Genomic DNA, 15,108 nt, shown 5'->3' with positions numbered 1-15,108 from the left:
GGCTGACGCGAGCTTCACCGCCCATATCCCGGTGCGACGCGGCCAGGGAGGCCCCGCACTTGCTGATTCAAATCAAAGCGCATTTGCCTGAGCTGTTATTATCTGCCGTATCTATTCAGTACGGATTGATCCATGTCCTCTCGCGAAATCCGCATCGCCACCCGTAAAAGCGCCCTGGCCTTATGGCAGGCCGAATACGTCAAAGCACGCCTTGAGCAGGCTCATCCTGGCCTGAAGGTGTCCCTGGTGCCCATGGTCAGTCGCGGCGACAAGCTGCTTGATTCGCCATTGTCGAAAATCGGCGGCAAGGGCCTGTTCGTCAAGGAACTGGAAACCGCGCTGCTGGAGAACGAAGCCGACATCGCCGTGCATTCTATGAAAGATGTGCCCATGGACTTCCCCGAAGGCCTGGGCCTTTTTTGCATCTGCGAGCGCGAAGACCCCCGCGATGCCTTCGTTTCCAATACCTACGCCTCCCTGGATGAGCTGCCGCTGGGCAGCGTCGTCGGCACCTCCAGCCTGCGTCGCCAGGCGCAGTTGCTGACCCGCCGCCCGGACCTGCAAATCCGCTTCCTGCGGGGCAACGTCAATACTCGCCTGGCCAAGCTCGACGCCGGTGAATATGACGCGATCATTCTCGCGGCAGCCGGCTTGATCCGCTTGGGCTTTGAAGACCGCATCACCTCGGCCATCAGCGTCGAAGACAGCTTGCCGGCCGGCGGGCAGGGCGCTGTGGGCATTGAATGCCGCACCGCCGACAGCGAAATTCATGCGCTGCTCAAGCCGCTGGATCACCAGGACACCGAAATTCGCGTCACCGCCGAACGTGCCCTGAACAAGCACCTCAATGGTGGCTGCCAGGTACCGATCGCTTGTTACGCCGTGCTTGAGGGCGAGAACCTCTGGCTGCGTGGCCTGGTGGGCGACCCGAGTGGTGGGTTGTTGCTCACCGCAGAGATTCGCGGGCCGCAAAGCGAGGCCACCAGCCTGGGTATCAAGGTCGCCGAGGAACTGCTGGAAAAAGGCGCCGGTGCCATTCTGCAAGCGGTGTACGGCGAGGCCGGGCCGCAGTGATGCAATGGCGTGTGCTGCTGACGCGGCCTGCCGAGGAGTCGGCGGCCCTGGCGGCGACGTTATCCGAAGAAGGTGTTTTCAGCAGCAGCCTGCCGTTGCTGGAGGTTGAAGCGCTGCCTGTCACGCCTGAACAACAGACTGTTTTTCGCGAGCTGGACCGCTATTGCGCGGTGATCGTGGTGAGCAAGCCGGCCGCGCGCCTGGGCTTGCAGTTGTTGGCTCAACACTGGCCGCAACCGCCGGCGTTACCGTGGTTCAGTGTCGGCGCTGCTACGGCGCAGGTGTTGGCCGAGCATGGCCTTGATGTCAGTTATCCCCACGACGGCGACGACAGTGAAGCCTTGCTTGAACTGGTCGCCTTGCGCGAGGCTATCTCGAAGCCCTGCGCCCGGGTGCTGATCCTGCGGGGCGAGGGCGGGCGAGAGCTGCTGGCTGAGCGTTTACGCGAGCAAGGTGCTAGTGTCGACTATCTGGAGTTGTATCGCCGTTTCCTGCCGGACTACGACCGTGCAACGCTGACCCAGCGCATAAACGTGGAACGCTTGAACGGCGTGGTGGTCAGCAGTGGGCAGGGTTTTTTACACCTGCAAGCGCTGGCCGGTACAGATTGGCCCCAGGTGGCACAGCTGCCGTTGTTCGTGCCCAGCCCGCGAGTCGCCGAGATGGCGCGTGCCGCTGGCGCGCAAGAAGTTGTGGATTGTCGTGGCGCCAGTGCCGCGGCTTTGTTAGTGGCGTTACGGAGTGTTTCCGTTCCCACTCTCTAATACGCAAAGGATGGATACGTGAGCGAAACAGCCTTGCCTAAAGATGAAGCTCAGCCCGCGCTTGATGCGCCTGTTGAGACACCGGTCACCACCGCCCCGCGCCGTGGCAACGGCCTGGCCATCGTGGCCTTGTTGCTCGGCGCCGCCGGCGTTGCCGCCGGTGGCTGGGGGATCTGGCAGGTCCGCGCACTGCAGGCGAGCAGCCAGCAACAGCTGGGCCAAGTGCAAACCCTGGACGACCAATCCCAGAGCCTCAAGCAGAGCCAGCAGCAGCTGTCGGCCCGTCTGGGGCAACTGCCCGGCGCCGATGAGCTGGAAGAGCGTCGCCGGCTGGTGGCGCAATTGCAGGGTGATCAACAACGCCTGAGCCAGCGCCTGGAAACCGTGCTGGGGGCCAGCCGCCAGGACTGGCGCCTGGCCGAGGCCGAGCACTTGATCCGCCTGGCCAGCCTGCGTCTTTCCGCCTTGCAGGACATCAACAGTGCCCAGGCACTGGTCCAGGGCGCTGACGAAATCCTCCGCGAACAAAGTGACCCTGGCTCCTACGCCGCCCGTGAGCAGTTGGCCAAGAGCCTCGCCGCGTTGCGCAATATCGAACAGCCCGACCGTACCGGGCTGTACCTGCAACTGGCGGCATTGCGCGATCAGGTCGTGCAGTTGGCGGCCATCGCGCCGGAATACCAACTCCCTGAAGCGGCCAATGATGGGCGTCCGACCACCGACACGGACAGCCGTTGGAGTCAGTGGTGGGCGCAGATCTCGCGGTATTTCCGCATCGACTTCAATCCTGATGACAACATTCGCCCGCTCCTGGCAGGGCAAGGCCTGAACCAGGTGCGCCTGGCCCTGAGCCTTGCACTTGAGCAGGCGCAATGGGCGGCGCTCAACGGCGAGCCGGCGGTGTACAGCCGATCCCTGGGCGAGGCTCGCAGCGTGTTGCAGGACAACTTCAATCAAGACAACCCGCAAAGCAAAGCCATGCTGGCCCGTATTGCCGAGCTTGAGCCCAAGGCCGTCTCGGTGGTCACGCCGGACCTGGCCGCGAGCCTGGCTGCCGTGCAGGCTTACCTTGACCGTCGCCACCTGTCTGCCGAGGAAGCCAAGGCTTCCGCTGGCAAGCCGGCGACCCAGGAGTAAAGCCGATGAAGCGCTTCTATGTGATCCTGGTGCTGGCGATTGCGATCGCCCTGGCACTGGCCGTGGGCATTTCGAAACATACCGGCTACGTGCTGATTACCTATCCCCATGTGCTGCATTACGAGTCCGGGCTGTGGTCGACGCTGGTGGCGTTGTTTGCCATCGGCCTGGTGATCTATTTGGCCAGGGTGCTGCTGGGCCTGGTGCTGACCTCGGGTGGCGTGGTCAATCCGTGGTCGCGGCGCAACCGCAGCCGTCGGGTCCAGGTTGCCATCGAGCAGGGCCAGATGGACCTCGCCGAAGGGCGCTGGGCCAGTGCCGAGCGCCACTTGCACCGTGCGGCCGAAGCCGAACGCCAGCCATTGCTCTACTACCTCGGCGCGGCCCGTGCGGCCAACGAACAGGGCCGTTATGAGGAAGCGGATGGCCTGCTGGAACGCGCGCTTGAGCGCCAGCCCCAGGCCGAACTCGCGGTAGCCTTGAGTCATGCGCAGTTGCAGATGGACCGCGGTGACACCGATGGCGCCCTGGTCACCCTGCAGGCCATGCATGAGCGTCATCCGCATAACGTCCAGGTATTGCGCCAACTGCAGCGGCTGTATCAACAGCGTGGCGACTGGTCTTCGGTAATCCGGCTGTTGCCGGAGTTGCGCAAGGACAAGGTGTTGCCGCCTGCCGAGTTGGCCGACCTGGAGCGACGCGCCTGGGGCGAGAACCTGACCCTGGCTGCCCAGCGCGAAGAGCAGGGCGAGGCCGGGCAGCAATCCCTGGAGCTGGCCTGGCAACAACTGACTTCGGCCCAGCGCCAGGAGCCGCAACTGGTGCTGGCGTACGCCGAACAACTGCGCCAGTTGGGCGCGGACGCCAAGGCCGAAGAAGTGCTGCGCGGTGCCCTCAAGCGCGAGTACGACAGTCATCTGATCCGGCTCTACGGGCTGCTGCGTGGCAGCGATCCGGCGAAGCAGTTGAAGTTCGCCGAAGGCTGGCTCAAGGACCATCCAGGCGATGCCAGCCTGCTGCTGACCCTGGGGCGCCTGTGCCTGCAAAACAGCTTGTGGGGCAAGGCGCGGGATTACCTTGAAAGCAGCCTGCAGGTGCAGCGCAACCCTGAGGCCTGCGCCGAGCTGGCACGCCTGCTGGCGCAGTTGGGCGACACCGAGCGCAGCAACCAGTTGTTCCAGGAAGGCCTGGGCTTGCTGGACAAGCGTTTGCTGGCGTCACCGCTGCCGGTACCGGCACGGGTTTGAAGTAGGAAACAGAGTAAGGGTTGCCTCAGAATTGTCTGGTGGCCAACCCTTCAATAACGCCCAATAGCTGTAGTCAATACGGCTTGTAGTAAACTCCTACGTAGACGCGCGTTTAATCGCTCGCCTTCTGACGGGATATCCCTACGCTCTCGCGGAATCGTCTGCTCTGGCGCGTATTGAAAGGGGTAAGGTCTTTCCTCTACCGTAACTACCTATCTCTTGCGTTGCGGATAAACAATGTCTTTGGCCCCCTCACGCTCCCTGTTCCTCCTGGCGTTCCTGGCTGGTGCGCTGACGCTGGGCGCGTCCTTTTACCTGGAATACGCCGCGCTTTTGCGGCCTTGTTTCCTGTGCCAGGTGCAACGAATTCTTGTGGCTGCCTTCACGCTGATCAATCTCGTGGCAGCGATTCATGGGCCGAAGCGGTCCGGGATCTACCTGTATTGGGCGGCGAGCATGGGGTGTGCAGTGCTGGGCGCCATTACCGCCGTACGCCAGGTGCTACTGCAAAATACGCCGCTGGAACAGTTGCCTGCCTGTTGGCCCGGCCTTCAATCCATGATCGAGAACCTGTCGCTGAGAGAGACGTTGGCCTTGATCTTCAAGGGCACCGTCGACTGCGTGGAAATCAACTGGACGCTGTTCGACTTGAGTATTCCCGAGTGGAGCCTGCTGTTCTTCGTAGCGATGCTGATCCTTGGCATCGCGCAGTTCTCGCGGTTGCTGCTGAGCCAGCGTTTTGGCCTTGCACGGCACTGACAGGTAACCGCAGGTTGTAGGAAGGGATTAAACACTTGTATGAACTTTCTCTCCTGCGTACCTTGATGACATAGTCGTGCGGGCATAATCTGGCCCGCACGCGTTATTGAAACAGACTGTTCGATGCACCTTTGCCCGGTTGCCGCTTTAACCTTGAAGTGTTGCGCGGGCAGCGTGCGGCGCCCCTATAGGGAAGAGAGATCATCATGCTGGAAAGTTGTCAGAATGCTCAGGAACGCTGGGGTGGGGTGCACAAGCTGATCGATGGTTGGTTGAAAGCGCGTCACGAACTGGTTCGGGCCTTTGATGCTCTCGGTGCCAAGCCCGAAGCGCTCAGCGAGAACCGCAAGCCATTGCAGGAATTCTGCGGCGTATTGGTGGACTACGTATCGGCGGGGCACTTCGGTGTCTACGAGCAGTTGACCAAAGAGGCCGAGGCTTTCGACGATCAACGTGGCCTCGATTTGGCGGAGACGATTTACCCGCGCATCGATGTCATCACCGAGAAGCTGCTGGCGTTCAACGACCTGTGTGATGCCGGCCAGTGCGTTGCAGAAAAATTCAAAGAGCTGGGTGGTTTGCTTCACGAGCGTTTCGAGCTGGAAGATTGCCTGATCGAAGTGCTGCACAACGCTCACAAGGAAGAGTTGACGGCTAAGGCCTGACTCCCCCCGACACAAGAAAACGGTGCGCATTGCGCACCGTTTTTCGTTTGGGCTCAGGCGCCCGCCTTGAGCAATTCGATCTCGAATACCAGCGGCGTATAAGGCGGGATCAGTTCGCCTGCGCCATCAGCGCCATAGGCTTGGTCGGATGGAATCACCAGGCGCCACTTCGCGCCCACCGGCATCTGTTGCAACGCACTGCGCCAGCCACTGATCACACTGTCCAGGCGAAACCACTGAGGTTGTGTGCTCTTGTCGAAGACGGTCCCGTCGGGTAACCGCCCAACATAATTCACTTGCACGCGATCATCGGCCGCCGGTTTCTTCCCGCTGCCAGGGGTCAGTTCGGTCAGCAGGATGCCGTCTGCCAATTCACGCACACCACTTTTGGATTTTTCACTGGCTAAAAATTGTTGCTCGGCAGCGAGTGCCTTTTCACTTTGTGGTGCTCGATTGTCCGGCGCGTTTTGTGCTTCGTGCTGGGCAAGGATCTGTTCGATGCGTGTGTCGTCCAGGGCCAGTGGCTTACCTTGATAGGCCTGTTTGAGTCCGTCGATCAGCGCCTCTACCTGCAACCCAGGCATCTCCTGGCGCAGGCGCTCACCCAGGCTCGCGCCCAGGCTGTAGGCCAGGTCGTGGTCATCTTTGGAGGGGGATTTCTCGCTTGCGTTGGCCACGCAAAGCACCACGCTCAACACTAAAAAAAGGTAACGCGACATGGGCGTTCTCCAGCCGAAAGTGCGATGGATTATGCCAGTGTGAATGCTTAAAAAGTGGCGTGGATTTTCGTTATATCAATAAGAATTTTCGTGCGGTGCAACGCAAGCCAATCGATACTGTCAACATGCCCTAGCGGCGGTAAGAGCAGAGGGCTAGTATGAGCCGCACCCACGTCAGCCAGGAGGTAAACCATGTCGGCCAAACAGAAGCCTGTAAATACCCCGTTGCATTTGCTCCAACAACTTTCGGGCAGCCTGCTCGAACATTTGGAAAGCGCCTGTTCACAAGCCTTGGCTGATGCTGAGAAGTTGCTCGCCAAGCTTGAAAAACAACGCGGCAAAGCTCAGGAAAAACTGCACAAATCCCGCACCAAACTGCAAGGCGCAGCGACCGCTGGCAAAGCCAAGGCACAAGCCAAGGCCAAGGACGCCGTCAAAGAACTTGAGGACTTGCTCGACGCCCTCAAGGATCGTCAATCCGAAACCCGCACCTACATTTCCCAACTCAAGCGTGATGCTTCCGAGAGCCTGAAATTGGCCCAGGGTGTTGGTCGTGTGAAGGAAGCTGTAGGCAAAGTGCTGAGCACCCGTGCTCCGGCTAAGGCCGTTGCAGCCAGCGCAGCGAAGAAGCCAGCCAGCAAGGCACCTGCGAAAGCTGCGGCCAAGCCTGCGGCAAAAGCACCGGCTAAATCGGCTGCCAAACCAGCGGCTAAAACTGCTGCTGCAAAACCAGCTGCAAAACCAGCTGCTAAAACCGCTGCTGCAAAACCAGCTGCCAAACCAGCCGCTAAAACCGCTGCTGCAAAACCAGCTGCCAAGCCAGCAGCTAAAACYGCTGCTGCRAAACCAGCCGCGAAGCCAGCTGCTAAAACCGCTGCTGCGAAACCAGCCGCCAAGCCAGCTGCTAAAACTGCTGCTGCGAAACCAGCCGCGAAGCCAGCTGCTAAAACCGCTGCTGCGAAACCAGCCGCCAAGCCAGCTGCTAAAACTGCTGCTGCGAAACCAGCTGCGAAGCCAGCCGCTAAACCTGCTGCTGCAAAACCTGCCGCGAAGCCAGCCGCTAAAACTGCTGCTGCGAAACCAGCTGCGAAGCCAGCCGCTAAACCTGCTGCTGCAAAACCAGCTGCGAAGCCAGCCGCTAAACCTGCTGCTGCAAAACCTGCCGCGAAGCCAGCCGCTAAACCTGCTGCTGCAAAACCAGCCGCGAAGCCGGCCGCTAAGCCTGCTGCTGCGAAACCAGCTGCCAAGCCGGCCGCCAAACCTGCTGCTGCCAAACCAGCCGCTAAACCTGCCGCCGCCAAGCCAGCACCAGCCAAACCAGCTACTCCAGCTGCAAAGCCTGCGACCCCGGCTGCACCTGCTGCCAGTACCACAGCGCCAACCGCACCGGCCAGCAGCACGCCTGCACCGGCAGCGCCAAGCGTCACCCCAACCAGCGCTTCCTAAGTGCCGGTAACCGCGGCGCGCAGCTGATGCAGCGCGTCGTGGTCAAGGTTGGCGGCTTCGGCCGCCAGTCCTTCAACCCATGCTTGATGATTCACCTCGGCCATCGGCCAATGCTGCGCCACACCTTCCAGGCGTGATAGCAGCAGCCTTTCTGCATCCAATTCCAAAGCCTTGACCCGCTCCCGTAACGCTCCCAGCTCAGCATCCTGCTGCGCCATGGCCCGCCATTGCGTGCGTACTTGCCGCAGCGGCTCAACCACCTCCGCCTGCCACGGCCCGGCGATCTGTCGCAGTGCCTGCAAGCGCGACGGTTGCGGCGCCACACCCCGCTGCTCCAGCCACAACCCGCACAACACCAGGCACACATCAGCCCCTTGCGCCTGCAAGCGCAGGCACGCGTCCTCGACGCCCGAGCGGGCGTAGGTCGAGAGGGCAAAGCTCCACAGGTCAGCGCACATATTCACACCCAAGCCAGCGGCCAACGAAGCTGGTAGACTCCGCCGCCATTATGATCCGACTTCAAAGCCTAACATTACAGCGTGGCCCGCAACGTCTTCTCGAAGACGCCGAGCTGACCCTGCACGCCGGTCACAAAGCCGGCCTGATCGGTGCCAACGGCGCCGGCAAATCCACGTTGTTCGCCTTGCTGCTGGGTGAGCTGACTCCCGACTCCGGGGATTGTCTGCTGCCGGCCGACTGGCGCATCGCCCATATGCGCCAGGAGATCGACACCCTCGACCGCATTGCGATCGACTACGTGCTCGATGGCGACCTGCGCCTGCGCCAGGTGCAACACGACCTCGCCGAGGCCGAGAAAGCCCAGGACGGCGCCGCACAGGCCCGCCTGCACTCGGAACTGGACAGCGCCGACGGCTACACCGCCGACGCGCGTGCGCGCAAGATGCTTGCCGGCCTTGGCTTTACCAACGAACAGATGGACCGCCCGGTCGCCGACTTCTCCGGTGGCTGGCGCATGCGCCTGAACCTGGCCCAGGCGCTGATGTGCCCCTCGGACTTGTTGCTGCTCGATGAACCGACCAACCACCTGGACCTCGATGCGATCCTGTGGCTGGAAGACTTCCTGAAAAGCTACCCGGGCACCTTGCTGCTGATTTCCCACGACCGGGATTTCCTCGACGCCGTGGTGGACAACATTGCCCACGTCGACCAGAAGAAAATCACCCTGTACCGCGGCGGCTACAGCGCCTTCGAACGCGCCCGTGCCGAACGCCTGGCCCAGCAACAGCAGGCCTACGAGAAGCAGCAGGCGCAGCGCGCGCACATGGAAAGCTACATCGCCCGGTTCAAGGCCCAGGCCACCAAGGCCCGTCAGGCCCAGAGCCGGATCAAGGCCCTGGAGCGCATGGAAGAACTGTCGGCGGCCCACGTCGATTCACCGTTCGACTTTGTGTTCCGCGAATCGGTGAAAATCTCCAGCCCGCTGCTGGACCTTTCCGATGCCCGCCTGGGCTATGGCGACAAGACCATCCTCGAGAAGGTCAAGTTGCAGCTCACCCCTGGCGCGCGGATCGGCCTGCTCGGCCCCAACGGCGCGGGCAAGTCGACCTTGATCAAAAACCTCTCGGGCGAATTGCAGCCCCTGGCCGGTCGCCTGGTGCGCGGTGAGAACCTGGTGGTGGGCTACTTCGCCCAGCACCAGCTGGACTCCCTCGACGCCAAGGCCAGCCCGCTGCTGCACCTGCAGCGCCTGGCGCCGACCGAACGCGAACAGACCCTGCGGGACTTCCTCGGTGGTTTCGACTTCCGTGGTGCGCGCATTGACGAGCCGGTGCTGAATTTCTCCGGTGGCGAAAAGGCCCGCCTGGCCCTGGCCCTGATCGCCTGGGACCGGCCAAACCTGTTGCTGCTCGACGAACCGACCAACCACCTCGACCTGGAAATGCGCCTGGCGTTGACCATGGCCCTGCAGGAATTCAGCGGCGCGGTACTGGTGGTGTCTCACGATCGCCACCTGCTCAAGAGCACCACGGATAACTTCCTGCTGGTGGCTGATGGCAAGGTCGAGGAATTCGACGGCGACCTGGAAGACTATGCCCGTTGGCTGTCGGACTACCGCCTGCGCAACGCGCCGGTCAGCAACACGCCGGTCAACCCGGACAAGACCGACAAGAAGGCCCAGCGCCAGGCCGCGGCTGCATTGCGTCAGCAACTGGCCCCGCACAAGCGTGAAGCGGACAAGCTGGAAGCCGAATTGGGCAAGATCCACGAGAAGCTGGCGAAGATCGAAACCAGCCTGGGTGACAGCGCCGTCTACGAGCCGGCCCGCAAGGATGAATTGCGCGACCTGCTGGCCGAACAGGCCAAGCTCAAGGTACGTGAAGCGCAGTTGGAGGAGACCTGGATGGAAGCCCTCGAACTGCTGGAATCCTTGCAAGCGGAGCTGGAGGCGCTGTCCTGATGGAAGCGCTGCAACTGCCGCTGCCGGCCCAATGGATCGCGCCGATCTGGGTGGCCGTACAGATTCTGCTGATCCTGCTGGCCGGCTATCTCGCCCAGCGTTTCGTCGCCAAATGCCTGAACCGCCTGGGGGAACGTTATCCGTTCCCGCCGCAGTTGCTGATGCCGCTGCGCGGCGGCCTGCGCTGGCTGATCATGGGCAGCGCGCTGATCTTCGTGCTGGAGCGCCTGGGCGTCTCTGCCACGGTGTTGTGGACGGCGTTGTCGGGTTTTGTGGCGGTGGCCGCGGTGGCGTTCTTCGCCATGTGGTCGGTGTTGTCCAACCTGCTGTGCGCCATCCTGATCTTCACCGTCGGGCCGTTCCGCCTGGGCGATGTGGTCGAGTTGGTGGACACCGTCGACAAGCCCGGCGTCAAAGGCCGGGTGGTGGCGATCAACCTGCTCTACACCACGCTGATCGAAGTGGAAGAGGCCGGAACCGGCAGTGTCATGGTGCAAGTGCCCAACAGCCTGTTCTTCCAGCGCTCGGTGCGCCGTTGGCGCGGCAGCGACGTGCTGCCTTAACCTGTGGCGAGGGAGCTTGCTCCCGCTGGGCTGCGTAGCAGCCCCAAAAAAAGCCGGGAGCGCTACGCACTCCAGCGGGAGCAAGCTCCCTCGCCACAGCAAGCCCCCTCGCCACAAAGGCGCACCCCAAAATTTTTCTAGCCATTTCTCAGCCGGCAGCGTTAGTTTAGAAACATTCAGCAAACTAAGCTCTGAGGTGTGTAATGGCGCTCGACACATGGCTGGCCTTTTTCCTGGCCAGTTGGATCATCAGTCTTTCCCCTGGCGCCGGTGCCATTGCGTCGATGTCCAGCGGCCTGCAATACGGTTTCCTGCGCGGTTACTGGAACGCCCTGGGCCTGCAACTGGGCCTGGCGATGCAAATCGCCGTGGTCGCTGGCGGCCTGGGGGCGATTCTTGCCGCATCCTCCACCGCGTTTTATGCGATCAAATGGTTTGGCGTAGCGTACCTGGTGTACCTGGCCATCAAGCAATGGCGCGCGCTGCCAACCGACCTGAGCGATGACGCGGCGATTCGCCCGATCGGCAAGCCGATGGCGATGATGTTCCGCGGGTTCCTGGTCAACGCCAGCAACCCCAAGGCCCTGGTGTTCATGCTGGCGGTGCTGCCGCAGTTCGTGAACCCGCAGGCGCCGCTGCTGAACCAATACCTGATCCTGGGTGCGACAATGATCTGCGTGGACATGATCGTGATGGCCGGCTACACCGGGCTGGCGTCGAAAGTGTTGCGCCTGTTGCGCACACCGAAGCAGCAGAAACGCATGAACCGTACGTTTGCTGGCTTGTTCGTTGGGGCGGCGGGGTTCCTGGCCAGCTTGCATCGCGCAACGGCTTAACTGACGAAACCGGATCAAAAATGTGGGAGCGGGCTTGCTCGCGAATGCGCAGTGTCAGTCACCAGATGTATTGACTGATCCACCGCATTCGCGAGCAAGCCCGCTCCCACATTGGTTTTATGTCGGTAGCGGGATTTTCGTTCAGCGCAGGATCTTCGGCGCTTCATCCCGTGGCAGGTTATTGCGCAATGCAGGCTGTCCAGGTGCTTCCTGATAACCACCGCCGAGTTGTTCGGCCAACTGCCGCGCCACATCCTCGCCCAACGCCTTCGACACTTCCCGCACCACGCGAGGCCGGTTCAGGCTCACGCGCACGTCACGGTTGTTCACCAGCTTGGTGTCCTGGCCTTCGCCCATGGCGGTAAACGCCGAGGTGATCTCAAAGGTGCGGGTGTTGATCAGGCTGAAATCCGCCACCAGCGTCAGGCCCAGCACCGCCGAGTAGCTGTTGGTGTGGTCCAGCGCGTTGATGTCCTGGGTGAAGTCGATGTCCGACAAGGTGCCGAACAGCACGTAGTCCGCACCCTTGAAGTTACCGGCCTTGATCCGCTTGATCACGTCATACACATCGCCCTTGGCGTCCGCGGTGTAAGGCGTGCCCTGCACCAGCTGGAACTGCCGCGACTTGAGGATTTCCCCCTTGATGTCGCCGCTGAACTTGCGCAGCTCGGTCTGCTCGATGTAGCTGGTACGACTTTCGTATTCGCTGTAGCTCGAGGCGCCGCTGGCGTTGTAGGCGCTGGCCTGGAAATTATTGCTGGCCGCGACCTGGTGGATGTACTCCTCCACGCGAGCCTCGTAGGCCAGGTCGGTTACCGCGATCTTCGGTGCGGCCGAGGCGCCAAAGGCGCACAGCAGGCCGATCATGCCGATCCATGCACGCATTGCTTAGCGCTCCGTGGTCTTGCGGATTTCTTTTTCGTCCATCCATTCGGCCAGGCCGCTTTCGACGTCGACCAGTTGCAGGCTGAACTTGTAGAACACGTCCTTGTAGTCCGAGCTGCGCTTGACGATGGAGCTGATGGAGCCTTCCAGGCGGTACTTGGCGGCGACCATGTTGCCGGTCTTGCTGACGGTCGACTTCTTATACAGGCCGCTCTGGTTCTGCAGCTTCAGCTGGTCGACCTGGCTTTGCATGTCAGTGTTGTCGCTGGCGAAGCGGGCGGTGCCGGTCTTCATCAGCTGGGTCTTGATCGACGTGGTGATCTCGCGGGTATCGATGTACTCGCTGGTCTTGTTCTTCACGTCATACACCTGCACCACCGGGCGGCCTTGCAGGATGCCGGACTGGGCCAGGGAGCGGGTCATGCTTTCGGCGATCATCTGCAGGTCGGTGGAGCCGAACTCGTTGGTCACCAGTTCCACGGCCTTGCTGTCGCCGTAGCTGATGTTTTTACCGCCCAGGACTGGCGAGGTGTTGGCGCAGCCGCTGGCCAGGACGGCCACCACGGCGAGGAACGAGAAGCGTGCAAACATGGGGATGTCTCTCTGAAACTGAATGAGTGGGTGGATCAAGGCGTCTTCACTTCAAGGCGGAAGTCGGCAGCCTGGGGCAGGTTGGCGATGGCCGGCAGGAAGGTCGCCTGGTTTGCGTAGAGGTTCAGCACCTTCCAGGTCTCTTCATCACCCACCGGGAAACCGTCGGCACCCAGCCAGGCGAAGCGGTAATACATCATCTGGTTGCTGCTGGTGATGTTGCTCAACTGCACCTTGGCGGTCAGGAAACCGTTTTCCCGGGCGACACGGATGGCGCCGACGGCGATGCCCTTGAACTTGCCCATCACCACGATCTTGCTCGCGGCGCTTCCGGGTTCCGGCGGTGGCGGGGTGGCGCAACCGGCCAGCAGGACCAGCGCCAGGGCGCCGAGGATGAAATGACGCATAGCGTGCTCCTTAAGGTTGTTTGAGAGTGGCGACGGCCTGGGGCGGATTGTTCTGCACCACTTGGGCTGCAAGACCGCCGGCGAAGACCTGGTTGCCGACCACGCGCAGGGTGATCACCTGGTAGCGTTGATCGGCCTTGACCGTCACCAGCGTGCCGCCCAGGGCGTTGGGCAGGCTGACCTGATGCTCGCCGTGCTTGAGGCGCAGGCGTGTCACCTGGGTCATGTCCGGCAGGGTGCGCCAGGTGCGGGTGTCGGCGCCTTCGGTGACGGCCGAGGCAATACCGAGTACCAGGCCCGCCATCGGGTTGGTCTTGTTCAGGTTGTTCTGGGTGATGCCGCGAGTGACGGCGCGCACGGTGGTGCGCAGGATGATCCCCGGCATGTCATCCCGCAGGGCGCGGCGGGACATAGCGGTGGTGCTGTTGAGGGCAGTGAGGTTCTGTTGCCGGCCGTCGACACCGATCTGGGCGAAGGGCGCGGTCGAGGTGTCGGGCTTGATCACCGGGAACGACAGTGGCGTGATCACCAGGTGGCCGTCGATGGGGATCGGCAACGGCAGGCGAATCGAGTCGCGGGCCGGCGCCAGGCCGCTTTGCACCACGATCAGCACGTCAGTCTCGTCCGCACCGACCTTGGATTTGTCCAGGTCGAGCAGGGCCTGTTCCAGCAGCGGTGTGTTGGGGCGCAGTTCGGCGGCCTTGCGATAACCCGGTGCGGCCAGGTCTTTTTCGCCCAGGGCTTCGTAGACGAAGCCGGCCAGGTAGTGGCTGAACGCGCTCTGGTAGCTGTTCTTCAGGCCTACCACTTCAGGGGCGTTGAGGCTTTCCACCGGGTAGCCGCGCAGGTCCTTGAACTGTGTTGCGATGCCCTGGCGCTCGGCCTCGTTTTCGCTCTTGAGGTATTCCTTGTCCCGCAGGTCCGCAATCACCGCTTCGCGTTCGTGGGTCTTCTTGATCTCGGTGCGGGCACCGTCGAAGTCATTCAGCGCCAGCAGGTTGAGGGCCATCTGGGTGGTCAGCATGACCTTTTCGTAGTCGTAGCCTTCGTAACGGCGGACCTTGTCATTGACCAGGAAGGCGCCGAACTGCGCGAGGTACTTGTCGGTGTCGAACTTGACCGACTCTTCCCACTTGTAGACTTGCAGGTCGGCGCTGCGCCAGGCGACCTGGCTGCCGGTCAGGTCGCCCTTGGCACGCAGCAACTCACCCTTTTCGAAGTAGTAGAGAAGGTCCTTGTCGTCGCCGGTGTTGTTCTTCTCAAGCAGCGTCAGCGCGGCGTCGACGTTGCCGGTGGCCAACTGCTGATTGGTGGCTTGCAGCTCGGTGTCGTAGCTGCGAAACATCGAACAACCGGACAGCAAGGTCACTGCCGCGAGCGCGAGCGAGGTAAAGGCGCGAGATGCCATCGAAGAGCTTCTTCCCTGAACGTAATCGGCCGAATGTGCTGGTCGGGCCGAATCACCAATGGCAGGAACGAGTTGCGATCCGGCCAATTCCTCATAAAAAGAGGAGCTGAAATGCCATTTCGAAATAACGAAGGCGCGGCATTATAAGCCCGATTACTGGCAAAACAATGGCCTTTTGGATCCGATTT

General features: G+C 61.8%; 16 protein-coding genes. 10 read left to right on the top strand and 6 right to left on the bottom strand.

Features of this window, described 5'->3' with window-relative positions; translation table 11 throughout:
- The first annotated feature begins 132 nt into the window (after nt 1-132).
- From hemC to rsd, 6 genes are all read left to right on the top strand, one after another.
- A complete protein-coding gene (gene hemC / locus JV201_RS28445; RefSeq protein WP_008439333.1) occupies nt 133-1,074 on the top strand; it encodes a hydroxymethylbilane synthase in 942 nt (313 codons plus the stop codon).
- On the top strand, nt 1,071-1,838 hold the full coding sequence (locus JV201_RS30010; RefSeq protein WP_257903273.1) for a uroporphyrinogen-III synthase: 768 nt from the start codon (nt 1,071-1,073) through the stop codon (nt 1,836-1,838). The genes hemC and JV201_RS30010 overlap by 4 nt, the downstream gene beginning before the upstream one ends.
- A gap of 18 nt (nt 1,839-1,856) precedes the next feature.
- Complete coding sequence (locus JV201_RS30005) at nt 1,857-2,975, top strand: uroporphyrinogen-III C-methyltransferase (RefSeq protein WP_003208826.1); 1,119 nt, start codon at nt 1,857-1,859, stop codon at nt 2,973-2,975.
- Nucleotides 2,976-2,980: 5 nt separating this feature from the next.
- The gene (locus tag JV201_RS28435) at nt 2,981-4,222 is read left to right on the top strand and encodes a heme biosynthesis protein HemY (RefSeq protein ID WP_003208828.1); all 1,242 of its coding nucleotides are present in this window, start codon (nt 2,981-2,983) and stop codon (nt 4,220-4,222) included.
- Between the two features lie 237 nt (nt 4,223-4,459).
- Nucleotides 4,460-4,981: a disulfide bond formation protein B gene (locus JV201_RS28430; protein WP_219406289.1), complete on the top strand. Its 522-nt coding sequence runs from the start codon at nt 4,460-4,462 to the stop codon at nt 4,979-4,981.
- 206 nt (nt 4,982-5,187) lie between these two features.
- Nucleotides 5,188-5,646: a sigma D regulator gene (gene rsd / locus JV201_RS28425; RefSeq protein WP_102604072.1), complete on the top strand. Its 459-nt coding sequence runs from the start codon at nt 5,188-5,190 to the stop codon at nt 5,644-5,646.
- Between the two features lie 53 nt (nt 5,647-5,699).
- Here rsd and JV201_RS28420 read toward each other — a convergent pair whose 3' ends face one another.
- On the bottom strand, nt 5,700-6,365 hold the full coding sequence (locus tag JV201_RS28420; protein WP_008439319.1) for an FKBP-type peptidyl-prolyl cis-trans isomerase: 666 nt from the start codon (nt 6,363-6,365) through the stop codon (nt 5,700-5,702).
- 192 nt (nt 6,366-6,557) lie between these two features.
- On the opposite strand from JV201_RS28420, the gene JV201_RS28415 reads away from it, so the two are divergent.
- A complete protein-coding gene (locus tag JV201_RS28415; protein WP_219406288.1) occupies nt 6,558-7,811 on the top strand; it encodes an AlgP family protein in 1,254 nt (417 codons plus the stop codon).
- Here the strand turns inward: JV201_RS28415 and JV201_RS28410 are convergent.
- On the bottom strand, nt 7,808-8,269 hold the full coding sequence (locus JV201_RS28410; protein WP_177041098.1) for a TIGR02444 family protein: 462 nt from the start codon (nt 8,267-8,269) through the stop codon (nt 7,808-7,810). The two genes, JV201_RS28415 and JV201_RS28410, sit on opposite strands and share 4 nt — an antisense overlap.
- 50 nt (nt 8,270-8,319) lie before the next feature.
- Here JV201_RS28410 and JV201_RS28405 point away from each other — a divergent pair, with 50 nt between their 5' ends.
- From JV201_RS28405 to JV201_RS28395, 3 genes are all read left to right on the top strand, one after another.
- On the top strand, nt 8,320-10,230 hold the full coding sequence (locus JV201_RS28405; RefSeq protein WP_003208841.1) for an ATP-binding cassette domain-containing protein: 1,911 nt from the start codon (nt 8,320-8,322) through the stop codon (nt 10,228-10,230).
- Complete coding sequence (locus JV201_RS28400) at nt 10,230-10,793, top strand: mechanosensitive ion channel family protein (protein WP_008439307.1); 564 nt, start codon at nt 10,230-10,232, stop codon at nt 10,791-10,793. The genes JV201_RS28405 and JV201_RS28400 overlap by 1 nt, the downstream gene beginning before the upstream one ends.
- Nucleotides 10,794-10,996: 203 nt before the next feature.
- The gene (locus JV201_RS28395; protein ID WP_003208844.1) at nt 10,997-11,629 is read left to right on the top strand and encodes a LysE family transporter; all 633 of its coding nucleotides are present in this window, start codon (nt 10,997-10,999) and stop codon (nt 11,627-11,629) included.
- A gap of 141 nt (nt 11,630-11,770) precedes the next feature.
- Here JV201_RS28395 and JV201_RS28390 read toward each other — a convergent pair whose 3' ends face one another.
- From JV201_RS28390 to JV201_RS28375, 4 genes are read right to left on the bottom strand one after another with little or no spacing between them, the layout of a single operon-like run.
- Nucleotides 11,771-12,514, bottom strand: coding sequence for a penicillin-binding protein activator LpoB (locus JV201_RS28390; RefSeq protein ID WP_087693297.1), 744 nt, complete (start codon nt 12,512-12,514; stop codon nt 11,771-11,773).
- Between the two features lie 3 nt (nt 12,515-12,517).
- Nucleotides 12,518-13,105: a penicillin-binding protein activator LpoB gene (gene lpoB / locus JV201_RS28385; RefSeq protein ID WP_003214026.1), complete on the bottom strand. Its 588-nt coding sequence runs from the start codon at nt 13,103-13,105 to the stop codon at nt 12,518-12,520.
- 35 nt (nt 13,106-13,140) lie between these two features.
- On the bottom strand, nt 13,141-13,512 hold the full coding sequence (locus tag JV201_RS28380) for a YcfL family protein (RefSeq protein WP_008439304.1): 372 nt from the start codon (nt 13,510-13,512) through the stop codon (nt 13,141-13,143).
- Nucleotides 13,513-13,522: 10 nt separating this feature from the next.
- Nucleotides 13,523-14,920, bottom strand: coding sequence for a COG3014 family protein (locus JV201_RS28375; protein ID WP_219406287.1), 1,398 nt, complete (start codon nt 14,918-14,920; stop codon nt 13,523-13,525).
- Nucleotides 14,921-15,108 lie beyond the last annotated feature (188 nt).

It is taken from the genome of Pseudomonas sp. Colony2 (assembly GCF_019382755.1).
In the GTDB taxonomy this organism is placed as follows: domain Bacteria; phylum Pseudomonadota; class Gammaproteobacteria; order Pseudomonadales; family Pseudomonadaceae; genus Aquipseudomonas.
This window is presented reverse-complemented; position numbering and strand designations above follow the sequence as displayed.